The following is a 21363-nucleotide window of genomic DNA, read 5'->3' as shown; positions in this document are numbered from 1 at the left end:
CATTCCTGCACTTGCCTTTGCGCAGCTTTTTCCAGGACTATTTTCGTAATCACCCGCGTTTTCCCGCCTACGGCTGCACTGCAAAGCCTGCATTTACTGCAGCCGGTGCAGATAATGTAGTTCTCCATCCGCAGGATTTTCCTCTGCCAACACAGTGTGCAGATCCAGGATCATATTGCCAAGTCCCATCGTCTCCTGGAACATATTTTTTCCGGTACACCAGACATTGCCTTCTTTGACGGCCTTAAAATCTGCCAGAAGCGGGCTCTTCGCCAGAAGCTGATCGAGCGTCTCCAGTTCCCCGTCTATGGTACTGTTGTAGATCAGAATATCCGCATTCTTTGCTTCCGCATAAAAGGTTTCCATCTGCATGTTCATCGTGGAAAGCGCATTTTCCTCTTCCGATGCGGTCTGCGGCACATAACTTCCGCCCGCAAGCTCGATCATCTTTGCCACATAATCTCCCGGTTTTCTTACATTCACCGCACCATTTGATGTGATGTAGAAAAATGCTGCAGTTTTTCCGGTCGGCTGTTCAGACAGCACGCCGTCTAAGGCTTCCATATTTTCCCGGAAAAGCTGCTCTGCCTTTTCTTCCTCGTCAAACAGTACGCCGTACAGCCGGATCCATTCCATTCTTCCAAGTGGGTGCTCCTCATAGCTGGAACGCTCTACCAGTACCGGGATCTTCAGCTGTGTAAGCTGCTCTTTTACATCCGGCGTATGGTAGATCATGGTCGATTCCACCGCCAGGTCGCAGCCATCTGCCAGAATCTTTTCGTAATCCGGGGCACTGTATTTTCCTGCATAGGTGAGGGTTCCGGCTTTCATTGCCTCTTTTGCCGCTTCCACATACCACCCGGATTCTTTGGTGCCGGACAACGTGATCCGGTCCGTGCGTCCGATCGCCGCGATCAGATCCATCGCGGAGGTTGCCGCCAGATACACATGGTCTAACGGTTTCTGCAAAACAGTAATGGAATCCGGGACGCCTTCCGGCACCGGCATGGTTTCCGGTACGACCAGATACTTCCCGTCATCCTGAATCTGAATCAACTCATAACCGCCCTCGTAAGAATCCACGCTAAACTGCGTGGCATACAAAAGCTCCATGCTGCTTTCCGGCTGCATTTCACTCCAGACCGGTGCTGTCAAAGCTGCGTTTGTATCTGATGTTGCACCGGAAACTTCTGTGTCCGTGTTCGTCCCACCAGAAACTGCTGCACCTGTGCCCGATGATCCAGCTGGCACAGAATCAGCGCCTGATGATGAACCCGTTGCCGGTGTTCCGGCGCATCCCGGCATTCCTGCCAGACAAGCAATCAGCACTCCAACCGCCAGAAGCTTCCGCATCCGTTTTAATGCTTTCCTGTTTTTCATCATACGCCTTACGACCATCCCTTTATTTCACCTCAGCAATGGAAGCAGAATCAAACAGCAGAGTATAGTCAATCTCATGCGGCGTGCTCATCGCCGTGGTATCTGCTGCCACGGAAATCTTCCGGTCAAACACGGCAACCGGAATCTCAAATGCAGAATTTCCGCCCTGGTTTACCGGCAGGAATTTTTCTTCCCCAATCTTCATGTAATCATAGTTCGGACTGCTCCAACGTACCGTTGCAACTGCCTCTCCATCCTTAATTTCTAGCTTTGCCGGAGACTCCACCGTTACCTTTCCGGAACCGCCCTCCATGGACACCTTCACGGTGTAACTGCCGTCTGCAAGTCCCAGACTCTCTGCAGTCACCTGCTTACTTTCCAGATAGGCATCGTCTGGAAGGGAATCTGCACGAAATACCAGTACCCGGTCATACCACTTTTCTTTTTTCTTGCTGAATGCACTGCAGTCAATTTCTTTGTCAAGCGCCTCTACCGGCACCGTAAAATGATGGCTTCCATCCGACGCCTCTTCATACGGGATCATGTCCTCCTCAGAGACATTGACTGCCTCAGCGCCGGTTCCCATATAAAGCTTTAAGTAGCCGGTACCGCCCATCTTCATATCCGCTGTCATCGCGCCATCCTTTACGGTAAGCTCACATTCCTCGATCTGAAACATGGAAGAACTGGAATCCACGTCTACCGGATACACGCCATCCTTTAATTCCGAAGCCGGAACCGGGACCATGCCCTCTGTCCCTACCTGTTTCTCCGCGACCGTCTCATCCGCTGCTGCGACTGCGCTGTCCGCGGAGGATTCGTTCTGACCTTCGCTCTGATTTTCGTTCTGATCTACCGTTTTCTCCTGTGCACCATCCGCTGTTTCTCCTGTGACAACCGGCGCGCCGCCCTGTGCAGGCAAAGTCTCTGCCTGATTTTTTCCGCCGCAGCCTGCTGCCAGCATACCACTCAGGCAAACGACCGCCATAACGCCATAGATTTTCTTCTTCATAACAATGCTCCTTATTCTCTATAAACCAATTAGTGGAGGCACCGCTGGCGCCTTCTCGCTATGTAGTCTAATAAAAACGGGCGGCTGGAACTCCATCCTGCCACCCGTTTTCTCTATCTTCTGCTCGAATTTTACATCCAATGCCTCTTACCAGCAACATTTTGGCGATTTCCAAATGCTGCTGCAACACAATTTTATTTTAAGGTATCGATTGCAGCCTGAGCATGCTCGGTAAACAGCTTCTGGATCGGCTCTAACTCACCTAAGCCACGCAGAATACAGGTTACCTCATAACCCTCTTTCTCAAACTCCGTCTTCCAGGAACCATCCTCGTCGCCTGCCATATCGTTGTTTGCATGGTCACCGGCTACAATCATAAGCGGCTCAAGAACAACCTTCTTGTACTCGCCCTCTTTTACCTTTGCAATCACATCCTCCAGACTCGGCTCAGCCTCAACGGTACCTACATAGTAGTGCTCAAAGCCTTCATCTGCCAGCATCTGCTGCATCTTTGCGTAAACCGCATTGGAGTCAGCCTCAGTGCCGTGACCCATAAAGCAGATTGCGGTCTCGCCGTCATCGTACTCTGCGGTTGCGTCTGTGATTGCCTTGATGACTGCCTTAAAATCATCGTCGCTGGTCAGAAGCGGCTCGCCCACTGCTACCTGCTCAAATGCATCAGAATTCTGTGCGATCTCATCGACCAGATCATGGTACTCCAGACCATTCATCAGATGGGTCGGCTGGACAACCAGGGTCTTTACGTTATTGTCAATGGCACGCTTCAGTGCTTCGCCTACATTATCGATTGCTACGTTATCTCTGGACTTTACATGGTCAATGATGATCTGGCTGGTAAAGCCTCTTCTTACGGAATAATCCGGGAATGCTTCTTCCATTGCGTTCTCAATTGCGCCAATGGTCAGACGGCGGCTGTCGTTAAAACTGGTTCCAAAGCTGACAACCATTAACTCCTTCTCGCCGATTTCGTCCTGATTTCTTGTGTTATCCATAGATGCATCTCCGGTGTCGTAATTTTCTTCGTCTTCTGCCTCAGCCTCTGCAGTGGTTTCTTCCGCTGTGGTCTCAGCCTCGGTTGCTGCCTCGCTGGAAGTTTCTGCTGCTGTGGTTGCCTCGGTTTTCTCTGCCTTTCCTGCACAGCCTGCCATCATCGCAGCAGAAAGCGCAGTGACTGCAAATAATGCTGTCAGTGTTCTTTTTTTCATGTTCTTCTCCTTCTCTGAAATAACGTGGTATCATAAACCACCATTGCTGACACTATCGATTTTGGAATACCTGGAGAAGTCTCACGCATTCATGGCAGAACCGTCCCTGCCTGCGAATAGTAACAAAAAACTCTGCTTTTTGTGATCCGGAATAAGGATCTGCAGAATAACGGTACGACCAAGTCCTCGTGATCTGGAATTCTCCTGTACCAACAACCGGCAGGTTTCCTGGCTTGTCCATCCACGCACTGAAAAATCCCTTCCCAGTCTCCAAAAACCAGTGGGCAGCATACCATTTGGTATCCTTGTCATCCAGTGCTCCCTACTTACAGTGACGAGATCGCGCAGGTCTTCCACCTGCTTCCCTTTTACCCATTGTCTGTACATGCAGACTCCGGCACCGATTGTCCTAATTTCGATATGTATCCATAGTAGCATTCCCAACCGGAAAAAGCAACCCACACCACCTTTTTTACATGTCATTTGCCAGTTTTTTCAGATACGGGATCACCATAAGCGCCGCAGTCACCAACGATATTGTCTCTGCGACCGGAGTAGCCCATGCCACACCCTGAATGCCAAATAAAGCATTGAATAAGATCATAAACGGTACGTCTGCCGTTCCTTTTCTCAGCATGGAAAGGATAATCGGCTGTTTTTTCTTACCAGTTGCCTGAAAAACAGTCAAGACAAAAAATGTCATTGTCGTCATGGAACAGGCAGAGCAGATGATATGCAGAAAATTACAACCATACTCTACCGTTTCCCGGTCATTGATAAACATCCGGGTCACTAAAGCTGCATTGGTATAAAGTCCTGCCGCAATCACCAGTGACACGCCCAGGCTTAAAACAAATAATCTCTGAATTGCCTGAAGCATCCGTTTCCGGTTCCCGGAAGTAAAATTATATCCAATTAACGGCAAGGTTCCCTGCGTAATTCCCTGCGCCACGGCAAATGCCAGCATATTCACTTTCTTCGCAATGCCCATTCCCGCTACTGCCACATTCGAATATCCGGCAATGATATGATTTAAAACGGTATTGGAAACGGTTCCCATCATGGAAATCAGAAAGCTTGGCAAACCAACACTCAGGACCTCAGCCGGAATATGTTCCCCCAGTGTATACTTAGCTGGTGAAAACGTCAAGGTACTCGTCGAACGGATTTTCCAGATAAACCGCAGAAAATAAAGCAGAGCCATGCTATTGGAAAGCAGGGTTGCAATTGCAGCTCCTTTAATCTGAAGATGAAGCCCATAAATAAATAACGGATCCAGGACCATGTTTAAAATACCACCAAAAGCTACGCCAAAACTTGCCTGTCTGGAATAACCTTCGGCACGGATCAGATGGGCCAGTGCCGGATTCATAACGGTTGGAATCGCACCAAGTCCAATGGTCCAGAGCAGATACGATGATGCCATGTCAAACGTCTCTTCATTTGCGCCAAGAATTGGCATCAGTACCGGCCGTGAGAAAAGGATCAGAATACCATAAAGACCCGCACTGATCGCTGCTGTCCAGATGCAAAAAGCACTGCAGCGCGATGCTTTTTCCCGTTCATCTGCGCCTAAAAATCGCGAGATCAGACTGGAACCACCGACTCCAAACAGATTGGAAAGTGCCGTCATAAACATAAAAAGCGGCATGGCAAGAGTTGCAGCAGCTACCTGTTTTGGATCTCCAAGCTGCCCGATAAAAAATGTATCTGCCATGTTGTAAATGATCGTTATGATCTGACTGACTACCGTCGGCACTGCCAGGCTCAGAATCGCCTGCGTCACCGGCATACGCGCAAATAATTCCTCATCCTTTTTTGTTTTTGTCATGCTCAAACTCCCTCTTTTCTTCCTGTCTCAGGCTGTTAATGTAACACTGAACAGCAAAATGAAAACTCTTATCCACATCCATCGGATAATGAGAAAAGAAACCTGTATCCTCCTGCGAAACAAATCCATGTACGATTGCCCGAAATAGCCTTCGGTAATGGATGCTTTTTTCTTCGCTTAAATGAAAATCTTCTAGCATTTTCTTCAGCGGATCCGTAAAAAGTGTCGCTGCATCATCCAATACCCGATTATCTCTTGCTGCTGTATTCATGATCAGCCAGTACAGTTCCCGATGCTTCTTAGCAAAGCTGCGATACGCATCTGCCAAAAGCCGTACCGCATCTTCACCATGTTTCCCTTCTATTGTCTGCATCTCCGTTTCTTTTTGAAGACGCAACGCATAACGACATATCTCCGCAATCAGTCCATCCATACTTTCCACATGATTATAAAGAGATGCTGTTTTTATCCCCAAAAAATCAGCCAGCAATCGCATGGAAAACGTTTCCCTTCCCTCCTTCTCAATCAACTCTGCTGCTGCTTTTATCACGATTTCTGAATTCAATCCTTTTTGTGCCACTCAGATCCACCTTTCTGTTTCACATATATCCAGGAACTGGCTCCTGCTCAATAAAACTAATGGTATTAGTTTTATTGTAAGCGAATGCCATTCGTTTTGTCAACAGCAATCAAATATCATAATCCACTTCATCCTCTATTTGGAGAACAAAAAATGCCCCGGGATTCCATTCCGGGACATTTTTTTGTTCTATATCTTACTTTCCGTAGTAAGCTCTTAAGTACATCTCCTTGATCTCGCTCATCAGCGGGTATCTCGGGTTCGCACCGGTGCACTGATCATCGAATGCCTGCTCAACCATAGCATCCAGGGTATCTAAGAAGTACTTCTCATCCACACCATACTCTGCAATGGTTTTCTTCACACCAACAGCTGCCTTCAGCTCTTCAATCTTCTCGATGAGTTTCTTCACAGCTTCTTCGTCGGTCTTCGCCTGAATGCCTACGAAGCGTGCGCACTCTGCGTAGCGGGCCATGGTGTGCGGATACTGGTACTGGGAGAAGGTTCCCATCTTTCTCGGGCACTCAGCAGAGTTGAACTCTACAACCAGGGAAATTAACAGTGCGTTTGCAATGCCGTGCGGCAGGTGATGGAATGCGCCAAGCTTATGTGCCATGGAGTGGCAGACACCTAAGAATGCGTTTGCAAATGCCATACCAGCCATGCAGGAAGCGTCCGCCATCTTGCTTCTTGCCTCTACATTGCTGCCATCATTGTATGCAGTCGGCAGGTACTCAAAGACATTCTTCATAGCCTTCAAGGCCAGACCATCCGTATAGTCGGTTGCCATAACAGAAGCATATGCCTCCAGTGCATGGGTCAGAACATCCACACCAGATGCACTGGTTAAGCCCTTCGGCTGGCTCATCATGTTATCGGTATCTACGATCGCCATATTCGGCAGCAGCTGGTAATCTGCTAACGGATACTTCACGCCGGTCTCCTGATCGGTAATAACCGCGAACGGAGTTACCTCGGAACCGGTACCGGAAGAAGTCGGGATCGCTACGAAGTAAGCCTTCTCACCCATCTTCGGGAAGGTGTAAACACGTTTCCGGATATCGATGAAACGCATTGCCATGCCCTGGAAATCTACTTCCGGATGCTCGTACATTACCCACATGATCTTACCGGCATCCATTGCAGAACCACCGCCCAGTGCGATGATGACATCCGGCTGGAATGCGGTCATGGCCTTTGCGCCCTCGATTGCATTTGCCAGGGTCGGATCCGGCTGTACGTTGGAGAAGCACTGGTAAACAATGCCCATCTCATCCAGTTTATCGGTAATCGGTTTGGTATAACCGTTCATATACAGGAAGGAGTCGGTTACGATGAAAGCTCTCTTCTTGCCCATGACATCCTTCAGCTCACTTAAAGCAACCGGCATGCAGCCTTTCTTGAAATATACCTTCTCCGGTGTACGGAACCACAGCATGTTCTCTCTCCTCTCAGCAACCGTCTTAATGTTCAGCAGATGCTTGACACCTACGTTTTCAGATACAGAGTTGCCGCCCCAGGAGCCGCAGCCCAGTGTCAGAGACGGAAGCAGCTTAAAGTTATACAGATCACCGATACCACCGTGAGAAGACGGCGTATTGATCAGGATACGGCAAGTCTTCATGGCAGCTGCATGTTTTGCCATTTTCTCTTTCTCGTTTACATTGATGTAAAGAGAAGAGGTATGACCGTAACCACCATCTGCAACCAGACGCTCTGCTTTGGCGATTGCCTCATCGAAGGTCTGTGCCTTATACATGGCAAGAACCGGAGACAGCTTCTCATGCGCGAACTCCTCGCTGATGTCCACGGACTCCACCTCACCGATCAGGATCTTGGTATCCTCCGGGACCTCAACACCTGCCATCTGCGCAATCTTAAATGCACTCTGACCAACGATCTTTGCATTCAGGGAACCATTGATCAGGATGGTCTTTCTTACTTTCTCAATCTCATCCGGCTTTAAGAAATAACAGCCGCGGTATGCGAACTCTTTCTTTACTGCTTCATAAACCGGAGCAAGTACCGTTACAGACTGCTCAGATGCGCAGATCATACCATTATCAAAGGTCTTGGAATGGATAATGGAGTTAACAGCCAGTTTAATGTCTGCAGTCTCGTCGATGATAGCCGGAGTATTACCAGCACCTACACCAAGAGCCGGTTTGCCGGAAGAATATGCTGCCTTTACCATGCCAGGACCACCGGTTGCCAGAATGATGTCTGCATCCTTCATAACGGTATTGGTAAGTTCCAGAGACGGAACATCGATCCAGCCGATGATGCCCTCCGGAGCACCAGCCTTTACTGCTGCATCCAGAACCACCTTAGCGGCTGCAATGGTGCAGGCCTTTGCACGCGGATGCGGGGAAATGATAATGGCATTTCTGGTCTTCAAGCAGATCAGCGTCTTGAAGATTGCGGTAGAGGTTGGGTTGGTAGTTGGGATTACTGCTGCAACCAGACCGATCGGCTCTGCAATTTTCTTGATACCATATGCCTTATCTTCTTCGATCACACCGCAGGTTTTCATATTCTTGTAAGCATTGTGAATATGCTCTGCAGCATAGTTGTTCTTAATTACTTTATCCTCTACAACGCCCATTCCGGTCTCTTCCACAGCCATCTTGGCTAACGGAATTCGCATCTGATTTGCCGCGATTGCTGCTGCATGGAAAATTTTGTCAACCTGATCCTGCGTATAAGTTGCAAATACCTTCTGTGCTTCACGCATAGCAGCCATTTTCTTTTCCAGTGCTTCTACATTGTCGATGATTTCCGGAACTGCTGTCATCTCTTTCTTTGCCATATTCTTATCCTCCAACGATTTGTGTGAGTGGGGTTTCTTGATCTTTTCCGATATTTTTTTAACGATCAATTCTGTTAGTATTATACCACTCGTTAAATAATTGTCAATATATTTTTATTTTTCTTCCTGTCTTTTTTTTCGTACAGTTTGTATGTATACAATGTACTTTTATTTTCATCTATTTGATATCATATTCTCCTTGTTCCTGTCGGCTTTCAAAACTGCGCGTCTGTCATTTATAAAAATCCAGAAAAACGAACAAATAAAAAAATTTTTACAAAAATAGAAGGATAGAGATCCATTATCTGGACTTCTATCCTTCTATTTTGAACTGCGCTGTTTCTGCTTGTTTTCTACTTGCTCTTTTTACTGGCTGTTTCCGCTTGTTTTCTACTTGTATTTTACTTGCTGTTTCCGCTTATTTTTGCTCATCTTTTCAGTTATCTCGATTTTCCTGATTGTCTGTCTGCGTTTTCACACTTTTCCTGAAATTACTTTTTATCTTTTCCTATACAATTATATCATCAAGATTCCTGCGTCGGTTTCTTTTCTCTGTATCCCAAGGCCTGTTCCAGAGCTTCTTTTTCTTCTGCTCCCAGCAAAACCTCCGTTTCCCCGCGCTCTACATCTTTCAAATACAAATAACAGCCTTCCCGACTGTGAACAGAATTCAGGACAAATCCCGTATTGGTATAATCCAGAAGAGCCAACGCAAAACTCAAATTTCCACCCATGCCTTTAAACGCATTGTATTTTACAATTCCGATTTTCTGGAATGCAGCACGACTGTTTTTATTAGCAGTACGAATGGAATCCTTATTAAAACGATCCTGTGATTTCAGGTCAATGATATCATTCATCTGCTCAATGATCAGATTTTCCATGGTCTCCGCATCTCTTCCACGCATAAAAATATCATATCTGCGATAAAGTTTCCTCATGTTGATCAGACACATAACGGTTACAACCAGTAAGACCAGAGTCAAAACTGCCAATGCTATCAAAAGATAAACCGGGTCAAATCCCAGATTATTTAAAATACTTCCTTCCATATAATAAATCCCGTCTTTCCGTTTTGTGGTTACTCATCTGCGCACTGCGCAAACATATCGTAAATATTCCTCTACTTGTTTCGTATTTCTCTCAGACTTTCCATTTATAAATCCAGTCTGCTGCAAAAAAATGTGTAACCGGTAAAACTACATCGGCTGAATGGATTCGATCAACTCGACAATCCGTTCCAACTCAGCCTCAGAGTAATATTCGATTTCGATCTTTCCTTTTGTTTTATCCTTGCGGCTGATATTCACTTTCGTTCCCATTACGGTTTTCATACGGTTTTCCATATTCTGAAATACAAGTTCAACCGCTTCATCCACTTCTTTCTTTTTCTTTTCTTTCTTTTCCTTGCCCAGTAATTTTACAGCTTTTTCAATTTCCCGGACACTCATTCGTTCCAATTCAACTTTTTTCGCAAGTTCGATCTGCTGCTGCGGATCGCTCAAAGCCAGAAGAGCTCTCGCATGTCCACTGCTGATGCGCCCCTCAACAAGCATCTTTTGAACTTCCGGAGTCAGATTCAACAAGCGCATACTGTTGGTAATCGTTGTACGATTTTTCGAAACTCGTTCTGCAATTTCTTCCTGCTTCAAAGAAAATTCCTGCATCAAACGCTGATAAGCCAACGCCTCCTCGATCGGGTTTAAATCCTCTCTCTGCACATTTTCAATCAGCGCAATTTCCATTGCCTGCTGCGGACTATACTCCCGAATCACAACCGGAACGGTCTTCAAACCTGCTAATTTGGCAGCTCTCCATCTCCGTTCCCCCGCAATAATTTCATAATTATCCTTCTTTTTCTGCACCAGAAGCGGCTGTAAAACACCATACTTTCGAATGGAATCAGCCAGTTCCTCCAACTGTACTTCATCAAACGCCTTTCTTGGCTGGTCACGGTTTGGTTCCAGTTCCGATACTTTCAGTTCCAGTTCTGTCTGTGCCGGTTCTTCCTGCTGTCCATTTTTCGCTAAAGCTGCCGTATTTACAGCGTCTCCAAGTATCTGCACGCTATCCATCGCCGCCGTATCATCTTTTTCTGTCTTTTCGTTTTGTTTCAGGCTGCTGTTTCCTTTAGCATGAAAACTTTCTTTTTTATGCTCCGGCCCTGCAGCTTCTTCTCGATTCGCTGATCCGGCAGCGTTTTCTCGATTCTCTGCTTTCCGTATTTTTTCTGATTTCGCTGTTTTCGCAGCTTTCTCTGTTTTTTCTGTCTTCGCTGCCTTCTCTGTCTTTATTGCTCTCTCTGCTTTTTCTGTCTTTATTGCTTTCTCCGCTTTTTCTGCTCCAATTACCTCTTCTACGGTATCTTCTCCGAACAAAGCGCCAAGTCCTCTGCCTAATCCTCTTCTTGCTCCTGCCATTTTACTCTTCTTCCCCTCTGCTAATTACTTCTGCCGCCAGCATACGATAACTCTCTGCACCAGTTGAACGGGTATCATATATATTAATTGGTTTTCCGTGGCTCGGTGCTTCTGCCAATCTGACATTTCTTGGAATGATCGTTTTGTAAATATTCTTATTTAAATGTGCTTTTACATTTTCAACTACCTGAAGTGACAAATTGGTTCGTGCATCGTACATGGTAAACACAACACCTTCCAATTCCAGCTTCGGATTCAGTTTCTTCTTTACCAATTCGACGGTTTGAAGAATCTGACTTAAACCTTCCAGCGCATAGTATTCACACTGAATCGGTACTAACACGGTATCTGCAGCAGTTAACGCATTAATTGTCAACAAACTCAAAGATGGCGGACAATCAATGATGATATAATCATAATTGGCTTCCACTTTCTCCAGTTCCATCTTCAATAAAGATTCTTTCTTTTCTACATCCAAAAGTTCAATCTCTGCTCCGGCCAGATTCACATCCGACGGAAGGACATCCAGATTCTCCTGCACCTCTTTAATGATACATTCTTCCAGGCTGCATTCCCCTACCAGCAATTCATATACGGTTTTATCCATATAACCTTTTTCAAATCCAAGTCCGCTTGTTGCGTTTCCCTGTGGATCAAAATCCACAGCCAGCACTTTCTGCCCCGCCTCAGCCAAACATGCAGATAAATTAATTGCCGTCGTAGTTTTTCCCACGCCGCCTTTCTGATTTGCAATTGCTATTATTCTTCCCATATAACCATCCTTATACATCCCCGAAAAAGAGAAAGAAAAACGTTTCATACGATTTTCACTTTCTCAGGTTTCTTTTTTTATCACTTGTTTGCAGCAATAGCATTAGTATAGCACACTTTTTTTCGTTTTCCTATTCTTTGTCGCAAAATCTGTTTTTTTAAATCAATTTTTTGACCAATCATTTTTCTTACTGTCTCTGCTGTATATAATAATTCTTGTAATAACGCTTATATCAACCTTGTAACCTGTACTATTTTCAGCGAATTTTTAAAAATGTAATTTTTGCGTGAAATTTATTACGAACCTCAAAGTAGATGTTTCACGTGAAACATCTACTTTTTAATTTTTGTTTTCGTTGCATCTTTGGCAAAATAATACTATACTTATAGTGCGAATGCATGTCTTTTTAAGGCAAGAAGGAGGTTTTATGAAAGCAAAAAACAAATTACTCACGCTCCTTATACTTTCAGCTGGTGCTGCTGTTACAACCGCAGCAATCAATAAAGCAATCCAGGTTTCTGCCGTCTCGAAGAACCTGCTTGCAGAGCCAGAGGCACTCTGTTTCAAATGGCGCCTTGGAAACATTCATTATACAAAAGAAGGAAACGGCAAGCCGCTTCTGTTGATCCATGATATCGATTTCATTTCATCTGGACATGAATGGAAACAGCTGATTCCGTTTTTGAAAAATGAATATACAATCTATACGATTGACCTGTTAGGCTTCGGTCGTTCCGAAAAAGCAAATATGACATATACAAATTTCTTATATGTCCAATTGATTTCAGACTTTATCAAATCGGAAATCGGGCACCGCACCAGCGTTATTACCTCTGGGGAATCTGCATCGATTCCTCTTATGGCATGTTCCTTAAAGCCAGAATTATTTGATCAGATTATGGCGATCAACCCGCTCAGTCTTTTGGACTACAGCTCCATTCCTGGTAAAACAGCCAAAATGTATAAATGCATCATTGAACTGCCGATTGTGGGCACCCTTTTATACCATATTGCAAGCAGTAAAAAAATGATCTTGGAAGAACTGATGGACAGAAAGTTTTTCAATCCGTATACTGTGAAATCCAGTTATGTAGACGCTTGTTATGAAGCTGCTCATTTAGGATCTTCCCCTAAGTCTACCTTTGCAAGTATTCGCTGTAATTACACAAAGTGCAATTTGATCAACGCACTGAAGAAAATTGATAACAGTATTTATCTGATTGGCGGCGGTGCCGTAGATAATATAAAAGAACGACTGGGAGAATACAAAGAATATAATTCCTCTATTGAAACAGCTATTCTGCCAAAATCAAAGGAATTACCACATGTTGAAAAGCCAGAAGAAATTGCAGAACTCGTAAAAACATATTTTATAAAATAAGGCATGCGCAAAACCCATTGCTGTTTGTGCACCGTGTTAAACAGCAACTTTCTAAAAGTTGAAATACTTTTCAAAATCATTTTCAGCTGATGTTTCACGTGAAACATTATAATTGACTTTTTGCACTGACAAAGTCATATGATTGTTTTCACACGTTTCCAATGTTTCACGTGAAACATAAAAATACAAGAATGGAGGATTTTCACGATGATTCAATTTAACCATTTTAATTTTAATGTCCTGGACCTTGATAAAAGTCTAAAATTCTACAAAGATACGTTAAACCTTGAACCAATTCGAGAAAAAGATGCTGCTGACGGATCATTTAAGCTTGTCTATCTTGGAGATGGTGTCAGCAACTTTTCCCTGGAACTCACATGGCTTCGTGATCGTACAGAACCATACAATCTCGGCGAATGTGAATTTCATCTTGCTTTCGTAACCGATGAATATGAAAAGCTTCATGAACAACATAAAAAGCAAAACGTCATCTGCTACGAAAATGAAGCAATGGGTATCTACTTCATCTCCGACCCCGATGGCTACTGGATTGAAATTGTGCCGGCTAAGTAACAATTTAGCACAGTAAGTCCGAAAGCCCCCACCGCGCCATGCATAAACGCATTCACGCCAATTTTCGCCCGTTTTGCTCCGCCGCCTATTAGATTGCTTCTCCGCTAACTCGCTCACTGCGTTCGCTCAGACAGAGCTCCGAAGCAATCGCTATGCTCACAAAACAGGCTGCAACCGGCTAAAAGAATGCGCTTATGCATGGCGCGGCGGGGGCTTTCTACTGTGTTGGCTCCACTACATACAAAAAACCTGCAACCACTACTGAAATGGCAGAGATAGGCTAACTATCTGCCAAATCAGTAATGGTTGCAGGTTTTTATGCTAGTAAAGCCAGTACACAGGAAACGCAAGCCAGCCGGTACAGGATAAGCATTTGTTTGAAAATCCGTGAGTGGGCGAGCATAGCGTTGGAACGGAGACCCTTGTTTGAGCACGCAGCGCGTGTGAGTTTGGGTCGCAATTCCAACAATAGGCGGCGCAGCCTACGAGAAAAAGGATTTTCACCCAAATGCGTTCCTGTACCGGCTGGCTTGTGTTTCCGTATCTACAGAGACTTACTACGCAATATTGTTATTTCCCAATCGGTTCTTTCGACGGCATTCCCGCTTTTCTCGGATACTTTTTCGCAGTCTTCGCGATTTTATCAATTACCACCAATGAGCGGTCTGCATCTGCTCCGGTCAGTTCAAAGCGGATTACATCTGCAATACTTCCGCCAAGGCTTTCGATTGCTTTGGTTCCCTGCTCCAATTCTTCATCAATTTTTCCTGATTTATACGGGATGAATGCGCCCCCTACTTTTACGAACGGGAGACAATATTCAGACAACGTTGCCGCATTCGCAACTGCCCGGGATACACAATAATCATACTTCTCACGGTATTTTGCATCCTGACCAAAGTCCTCTGCTCTTCCGTGAATCGTTTCTACATTCGTAAGTCCCAGCTGACCGATCACTTCATTTAAAAATTTGATTCTTTTATTTAAGGAATCCAGCAATGTAATCTTTAAATTTGGAAATGCAATTTTTAACGGAATTCCCGGGAAACCGGCGCCCGTCCCCACGTCAATCGCAGATACACTCCGTCCATCCTGAAGAGGTACTGCTTTTACAAGTGCCAGGCTGTCTATAAAATGCTTGCTGACCACTTCTTCCAGTTCTGTAATTCCGGTCAGATTCATGACCTTATTCCATTCGATCAATAATTCATAATAGTGATAGAATTGTTCCATCTGATGTTCCGAAAGCGTAATCCCCAGTTCCAGGGTTCCCGCTTTCATTTTATCCACAAAAATCTGTTCCATAATCCCTCCTGTGTGGAATTTCGGCAAAATCTGCTGCCATAACTGTATTGTACGGAATTTTCAGTTCAGAAAATTCCATTTCAGAAACAGCAATCTATTACCCTCTATTTACTGTGCCGCATCTGCTCCAGATGCACCAGCAATACGGAAATATCCGCCGGAGACACTCCGGAAATACGGGATGCCTGCCCAATCGATGCCGGTTTATACAGATTTAACTTTTGTACTGCTTCGCGCCGAAGACTGTTTACCGTACTGTAGTCAAAATCCGGATCCAGCTTTTTCTTCTCCAGCTTCTTGAACTGGGCTACCTGCTGCTGCTGCCGCTTCAAATATCCTTCATATTTAATATTTATGTTAACCTGTTCAGCCGTATCATAAGAAAGATCTGGCCGTTTTTCATCAAGTTCAGTTAACATAAAATAATCAAGTTCCGGTCTGCGCACTAACTCGGCCAGTGTTGCGCCTGTCTTTAATGCTGTACTTCCATGACTCTCCAAAAATGTCTGAATCTTTGGATTTGCTCCTACCGTTGTTTTCTCCAACCGCTCTATTTCTGTTTGAATATCTTTTTCCTTCTGAAGAACCTGTTCATAAGTTTCGTCATCTACCAGGCCGATTTCATGACCGATTCCACGCAAACGCAGATCTGCATTATCCTGACGCAAAAGCAAACGATATTCAGCGCGGGACGTCATCATACGGTATGGCTCATGATTTTCCTTAGTAACCAGATCATCGATCAGAACACCAATGTATGCCTGGGAACGATCCAGAATGACCGGTTCTCTTCCCAGTACCTTCATAGCTGCATTCACGCCTGCCATAAAGCCCTGCACTGCTGCTTCCTCATATCCGGAGCTTCCGTTAAACTGTCCGCCACTGAACAACCCGCTGATTGCCTTAAACTCCAACGACAATTTTAACTGACGTGCATTGATGCAGTCATATTCAATGGCATATGCATTCCGCACGATTTTTACATGCTCCAGCCCTGGGACAGTACGGTACATTGCATACTGGACATCTTCCGGCAGGGAACTCGACATGCCGCCCAGATACATTTCATTCGTATAGAGACCCTCTGGTTCAATAAATACCTGATGACGCGTTTTGTCCGGGAATTTCACCACCTTATCCTCGATTGACGGACAGTAACGCGGTCCGCTTCCTTCAATTGCCCCGGAGAATAACGGAGAACGATCCAAATTATCACGGATAATCTGATGGGTCTCTTCATTTGTGTAAGTCAGCCAGCACGAAACCTGGTCTTTTTGTACCGATTCCGGATCTGTAGAGAAGGAAAACGGAACAACCCGCTTATCTCCAAACTGCTCTTCCATCTTGGAAAAATCAATGCTTCGCCGATCCGCACGCGCCGGAGTACCGGTCTTAAAACGGAACATTTCAATTCCGTTTGCAATCAGGGAATCGGTCAGATGGTTCGCCGGCTGCAGACCATTTGGCCCCGTTGCATTGCTAACGTCACCATAGATACAACGTGCTTTTAAATAAGTTCCGGTTGCCAGGACCACGGCTTTTGCATGATAAACCGCTCCGGAATACGTCTTCACCCCGGTAATCTTGTGATCCTCCACCAGAATTTCTGATACTTCCGCCTGGCGAATGGTTAAATGTTCGGTATTCTCCAGTGTACGGCGCATCTGTCTGCTGTAATCCTGTTTATCCGCCTGCGCACGCAGGGAATGAACTGCAGGTCCTTTTGATTCATTTAACATTTTGGACTGGATAAAGGTCTTATCAATATTTTTTCCCATTTCTCCGCCCAATGCATCCAGTTCCCGGACCAGATGTCCCTTGGAGCTTCCTCCGATATTCGGGTTGCAGGGCATCAGGGCAATACTGTCTACACTGACCGTAAACACAATCGTCTCAAGCCCCAGTCTTGCGCAGGCCAGCGCTGCCTCGCATCCGGCATGTCCTGCACCGACCACCACAATATCATACGATTCTTCTAAGTATGGCATACTCTCTATTCCTTCCAGCTTTCTTATCTAAACCTGCATACGCCTGCCAGTCAGGTGCACCACCACAAATAAACGTTTTGGCAGACGTATTTGGCATCATTTTATTTTCCCATGCAGAATTTGCTGAAAATCTCATTGACCAGATCATCTTCAACTGCTTCACCGGTAATGGTTCCCAGCTGCTCATAGGCGTCCATCAGGTCAATGGTCAGAAAATCCTCCGGCATCTGATTTTCAATGCTCTGCTTTACCATGCCCAGACTGTTCCATGCATTTTGCAGCGCAGTCTTGTGGCGTACATTGGTGATCAGGATCTCATCATTAAAATCGATGTCTCCTTCATAAAACAGATTCTGGATTGTTTTTTCCAGTTTGTCAATACCTGTCTCTTCTTTTGCTGAAACAGAAATTACGGTTTTTCCGGTCTTTTCCTGTAAAAGTTCCTCAGAAATCACGGTATCCAGGTCTGTCTTATTCAGAAGCACTACCGCTTTCCGGTCGCGGATCAGCTCCATGATCTGTGCATCATTTTCATCCAGCTGACGGGATCCATCTACCACATAAATGATCAGATCCGCCTCATCTGCTGCCAGTTTCGCCCTCGTCACACCAATCTGCTCCACCACATCATCCGTTTCGCGAATTCCTGCCGTATCGATGACATTCAGGCTGATTCCATGCATACGGATATGCTCTTCTAACGTGTCACGGGTTGTTCCGGCAATATCCGTTACAATTGCACGCTCTTCTCCCAGAAGCACATTCATCAAAGAAGATTTTCCTGCATTTGGTTTTCCAAGGATAACCGTACGGATTCCCTCTGAAATCACTCTTCCATTATCTGCGGAACGGACCAGGCGCTCCACTTCCTTCATCATAGGATTCAGTTTTTCCAGCAGAGATTCCTCATATCCATCCAGGGAAATATGTTCCGGATCATCCAGGGCCGATTCAATGAATGCAATCTGATACAGGATCTGATCCCTCAGTTCTTTGACTTTTCTGGATACCGATCCCTTTAACTGACTGACAGAACTTTTCATTGCATAATCATTCTGGGCATTGATCACATCCATGACCGCTTCTGCCTGGGACAGATCGATCCGTCCGTTTAAAAATGCCCGTTTGGTAAATTCTCCCGGTTCTGCCGGTCTCGCTCCATATTTGATTACTGTTTCCAGTATTTTTTTCATAATCAGGACACCACCGTGGCAGTCTATCTCCACTGTGTCTTCTGCAGTATAGCTGTGCGGTCCCCGCATCAGCATCACCAATACCTCATCCAGAATTTCTTCTCCATCATGAATCATACCATAATAAATCCGATGGGATGGTGCCGTATTCAAATCAAAATGTTCTCTTTTGCTCATAAAAATCCGGTTCACAATCGAAATTGCATCGTCTCCACTCACACGGATAATTCCGATTCCGGAACTGCTCATTGCGGTTGCAATCGCCGCAATCGTATCTGCACTTCTATCTTTCAGCATAATTTCCTCCGACTGGCTTCAGGCAAAACCAGCCCAAAAACAAACGATTAAATTTAACCAGCGGAATACCGCTGATGCCTCCTTACTATGACAATCCAATACAAAACGGGTGCCAGGTGGTGGCCAAACCACTACCAGACACCCGCCTGTATTCATACAGTTATCTTACGCTTCCGCACCTGGCGCTTCTGCTTCTTTTTTCTCTGCAGGAGCCTCTGTCTTCGGCGCTTTGTTTTCCGCGTTTCTTCCTCTTCCACGATTATCGCGGCGGGAACCATAACGCTCTTTTCTTCCGCCGCCTGCCGGGACTTCTTTCTTTAAAGAAATAACCACATGACGGAACGGATCTTCCCCTTCGCTTCTGGTCATGACATATTTGTCATTCTGAAGCGCAGAATGAATGATTCTTCTCTCATACGGATTCATCGGCTCTAAAGAGACCGGATGCTTGGTGCGCTTTACCTTATAAGAAATATTCTTCGCTAAAGTTTCCAGCGTTTCTTTTCTTCTCTCACGGTAATTTTCGGTATCAAGCTTTACTCTCAGATAACCTTCCGTTTCTTTATTTACTACAAGACTTACCAGATACTGTAAAGAATCCAGGGTCTGTCCGCGTTTTCCAATGAGGATTCCCATATCGTCACCCTCCATGGAAACCAGAAGTTCCCGGTCACTGGCATTGTATGTGGTATCGATCGAAACCTGCATTCCCATTGCACCAAATACCTGATCCAGAAATTCTTTCGCTGCTTTTTTTACAGCCTCTTCATTGATCTTTACAGAAGCCTTCTTCGGCATTTCTTCTGCAGCAATCTCCTGTATTGCCTCTGGTGCAGCTGCCTCACGGCTGGTTGTTGCTTTTTCGGAAACCGGAGTTTTCGCTGCAGATACTGCTTCTGCCTTCTTTCTTTTCTCCGCTTCAGCCTTTCTGGCTGCTTCCGCTTTTCTGTCAGCCTCGGCCTGTGCGGCTTTCTTCGCTGCTTCAGCCTGCTTCGCAGCTTCCGCTTTTTTCGCCTCTTCAGCCTTTTTGGCTTCTGCGGCTTTTTTTGCCTCCAGCTTCTTTGCCTCAGCCAGTTCCTTCTCCTCCGCCTCAGTCATCACGTGAGCACGGATGATGCAGGGTTTCTTACCAAAGATGCCAAGCAGACCAGCACTCTCTTTCTGCACAACTTCGTAATGAAGATGCTCACTGGTCGTCTGCAGTTCAATCAATGCTTTTGTGATTGCCTCGTCCAATGTACTGGCAGAGATTGTAATCTTCCCATCCATGGTGTTACCCCCTTATTTATTATTGTGTTTTTCGTTATATCTGGCAACCATATTTGCCTTGGAAGCCAGACTTCCCGGTTTCGCGTCTTTGTTGTAATAACTGGTAGACTGCTCCACCTGTTTTTTGCTCTTCTCGAGCTTCTCTGCACGCTCTGCCTCTTCCTTCGCTGCAACAGCCTCCATGTGTTTTAAGTTTGCAGTTGCATTCTGATTGACTTTCTGCGGCGGAAGACCTTTTTTCGCACGTTTTTTGTTTGCCTTTTCCACGTTCTTGCGGATCAGCTCATCCATATCTACCTTGCTCAGGTAAGTATTTACGATCAGCTGCTGCAAAAGCTGGAACGTACTGCTGGCTACCCAGTAAATACCGATTGCTGCCGGGAAGGTAAAGCAGAAAAATACAGACATAAGCGGCATGGTAACGTTCATGCTCTGCATCATCTGGGAACTCATATCTTCCCCGTTGTTTGTCTTCTTCGGCTGGGTTGCCATCATTAATTTGGTGCTGGCATACTGGGTAAGACCTGCAAGGATCGGGATCAGCCATGCCAGGTTTGGAACGAAACTTCCGTTAAACGGATTGGATGACAGGTTAATACCAAGGAAGGTATTCATCTTCTCAATCGTAGCTGCATTGTCTGAAATAACAGACGCTGCATTTGGGAAAGCCTGTGCCAGTTCTCCCCACTGGGCCGGATTCAGCTTGTAAAGGATATCGACCATTTTGTTGGCCAGAGCCTCACCGCTCACTCCGGTCAGATCTCCGATCGGGTTAACACCCGTCAATGCAATATTGTGATCCGTTGCAAACTGCAGCAGATTTGCTGCTGCCCCCTCTGTCAGGGCAGACGCGGAAGAACTTCCGGTCAGCGCATAAACCACATTCAAAAAATGCTCCTTGATCGGCATTACATAAGCCGGAATACAATAGATCACGCGATACAGCGCAAACAGGATCGGCATCTGGATCACGAGCTGGAGACATCCTCCAGTCATGGATGTGCCGTATTTCTCATAAACAGCTTTCGTCTCCACATTCATCTTCATCATGGAGTCATTGTCTGTTTTGCCCTTGTATTTCGCCTGGATGGCCTGAAGTTCAGGCTGCATGACAGCCATCAGCTTAGAAGCCTTCTGCTGCTTGATCGTCAATGGGAACATCAGTATTTTCACAACCAGGGTAAATAAAATAATGGATAAACCGATATTCAGAATACCAAAGGAATTGGTAAACTCAACCAGTATATTCAGGATCCATCCCAGGATCTGGGAAATCGGACCAAGAATCGCCCCATGAACCTTTGTTAATACTAAGTAATCCAATCTG

General features: G+C 45.5%; 16 protein-coding genes and 1 riboswitch. Of the genes, 2 read left to right on the top strand and 14 right to left on the bottom strand.

The annotated features are described in order from the left end of the window. Positions 1–93: 93 nt before the first annotated feature. From DWZ40_RS16820 to DWZ40_RS16780, 9 genes are all read right to left on the bottom strand, one after another. On the bottom strand, positions 94–1383 hold the full coding sequence (locus DWZ40_RS16820; RefSeq protein ID WP_243035378.1) for an ABC transporter substrate-binding protein: 1290 nt from the start codon (positions 1381–1383) through the stop codon (positions 94–96). Between the two features lie 19 nt (positions 1384–1402). Next, entirely contained in the window at positions 1403–2392 is a 990-nt protein-coding gene (locus DWZ40_RS16815) for a hypothetical protein (RefSeq protein ID WP_118544019.1), read from the bottom strand. Between the two features lie 194 nt (positions 2393–2586). Further along, the gene (locus tag DWZ40_RS16810) at positions 2587–3618 is read right to left on the bottom strand and encodes a sirohydrochlorin cobaltochelatase (RefSeq protein WP_118544018.1); all 1032 of its coding nucleotides are present in this window, start codon (positions 3616–3618) and stop codon (positions 2587–2589) included. Between the two features lie 200 nt (positions 3619–3818). Then, positions 3819–4038: riboswitch (cobalamin riboswitch) on the bottom strand. Positions 4039–4090: 52 nt separating this feature from the next. Continuing rightward, positions 4091–5449 (bottom strand): MATE family efflux transporter, encoded by a 1359-nt coding sequence (locus DWZ40_RS16805; protein WP_118544017.1) that lies wholly within the window; start codon positions 5447–5449, stop codon positions 4091–4093. Beyond that, on the bottom strand, positions 5427–6029 hold the full coding sequence (locus DWZ40_RS16800) for a TetR/AcrR family transcriptional regulator (RefSeq protein WP_118544016.1): 603 nt from the start codon (positions 6027–6029) through the stop codon (positions 5427–5429). The genes DWZ40_RS16805 and DWZ40_RS16800 overlap by 23 nt, the downstream gene beginning before the upstream one ends. A gap of 196 nt (positions 6030–6225) precedes the next feature. Continuing rightward, entirely contained in the window at positions 6226–8838 is a 2613-nt protein-coding gene (gene adhE / locus DWZ40_RS16795; protein WP_118544015.1) for a bifunctional acetaldehyde-CoA/alcohol dehydrogenase, read from the bottom strand. Positions 8839–9362: 524 nt separating this feature from the next. Next, on the bottom strand, positions 9363–9890 hold the full coding sequence (locus tag DWZ40_RS16790) for a DUF4446 family protein (RefSeq protein ID WP_118544014.1): 528 nt from the start codon (positions 9888–9890) through the stop codon (positions 9363–9365). A gap of 147 nt (positions 9891–10037) precedes the next feature. Further along, positions 10038–11258 carry a ParB/RepB/Spo0J family partition protein gene (locus DWZ40_RS16785; RefSeq protein WP_182431777.1) on the bottom strand — a complete coding sequence of 407 codons (1221 nt, stop codon included), beginning with the start codon at positions 11256–11258 and terminating at the stop codon, positions 10038–10040. A 1-nt stretch (position 11259) separates the two neighbouring features. Beyond that, a complete protein-coding gene (locus tag DWZ40_RS16780; protein ID WP_118544048.1) occupies positions 11260–12030 on the bottom strand; it encodes an AAA family ATPase in 771 nt (256 codons plus the stop codon). A gap of 394 nt (positions 12031–12424) precedes the next feature. Here DWZ40_RS16780 and DWZ40_RS16775 point away from each other — a divergent pair, with 394 nt between their 5' ends. Beyond that, positions 12425–13411, top strand: coding sequence for an alpha/beta hydrolase (locus tag DWZ40_RS16775; protein ID WP_347560117.1), 987 nt, complete (start codon positions 12425–12427; stop codon positions 13409–13411). 207 nt (positions 13412–13618) lie between these two features. Next, positions 13619–13984 carry a VOC family protein gene (locus DWZ40_RS16770; RefSeq protein WP_118544012.1) on the top strand — a complete coding sequence of 122 codons (366 nt, stop codon included), beginning with the start codon at positions 13619–13621 and terminating at the stop codon, positions 13982–13984. A gap of 570 nt (positions 13985–14554) precedes the next feature. Here the strand turns inward: DWZ40_RS16770 and rsmG are convergent. The 5 genes from rsmG to DWZ40_RS16745 form a co-directional block, all read right to left on the bottom strand. Then, a complete protein-coding gene (gene rsmG, locus DWZ40_RS16765; protein WP_118544011.1) occupies positions 14555–15289 on the bottom strand; it encodes a 16S rRNA (guanine(527)-N(7))-methyltransferase RsmG in 735 nt (244 codons plus the stop codon). 104 nt (positions 15290–15393) lie between these two features. Continuing rightward, complete coding sequence (gene mnmG, locus DWZ40_RS16760; RefSeq protein ID WP_118544010.1) at positions 15394–17277, bottom strand: tRNA uridine-5-carboxymethylaminomethyl(34) synthesis enzyme MnmG; 1884 nt, start codon at positions 17275–17277, stop codon at positions 15394–15396. Positions 17278–17378: 101 nt separating this feature from the next. Further along, positions 17379–18767 (bottom strand): tRNA uridine-5-carboxymethylaminomethyl(34) synthesis GTPase MnmE, encoded by a 1389-nt coding sequence (gene mnmE / locus DWZ40_RS16755; protein WP_118544009.1) that lies wholly within the window; start codon positions 18765–18767, stop codon positions 17379–17381. Between the two features lie 165 nt (positions 18768–18932). Further along, positions 18933–20036 carry an RNA-binding cell elongation regulator Jag/EloR gene (gene jag, locus DWZ40_RS16750; RefSeq protein ID WP_118544008.1) on the bottom strand — a complete coding sequence of 368 codons (1104 nt, stop codon included), beginning with the start codon at positions 20034–20036 and terminating at the stop codon, positions 18933–18935. A 12-nt stretch (positions 20037–20048) separates the two neighbouring features. Continuing rightward, the gene (locus DWZ40_RS16745; RefSeq protein WP_118544007.1) at positions 20049–21359 is read right to left on the bottom strand and encodes a YidC/Oxa1 family membrane protein insertase; all 1311 of its coding nucleotides are present in this window, start codon (positions 21357–21359) and stop codon (positions 20049–20051) included. Positions 21360–21363 lie beyond the last annotated feature (4 nt).

The organism is Clostridium sp. AF32-12BH (assembly GCF_003477935.1).
In the GTDB taxonomy this organism is placed as follows: Bacteria; Bacillota; Clostridia; order Lachnospirales; family Lachnospiraceae; genus Brotaphodocola.
This window is presented reverse-complemented; position numbering and strand designations above follow the sequence as displayed.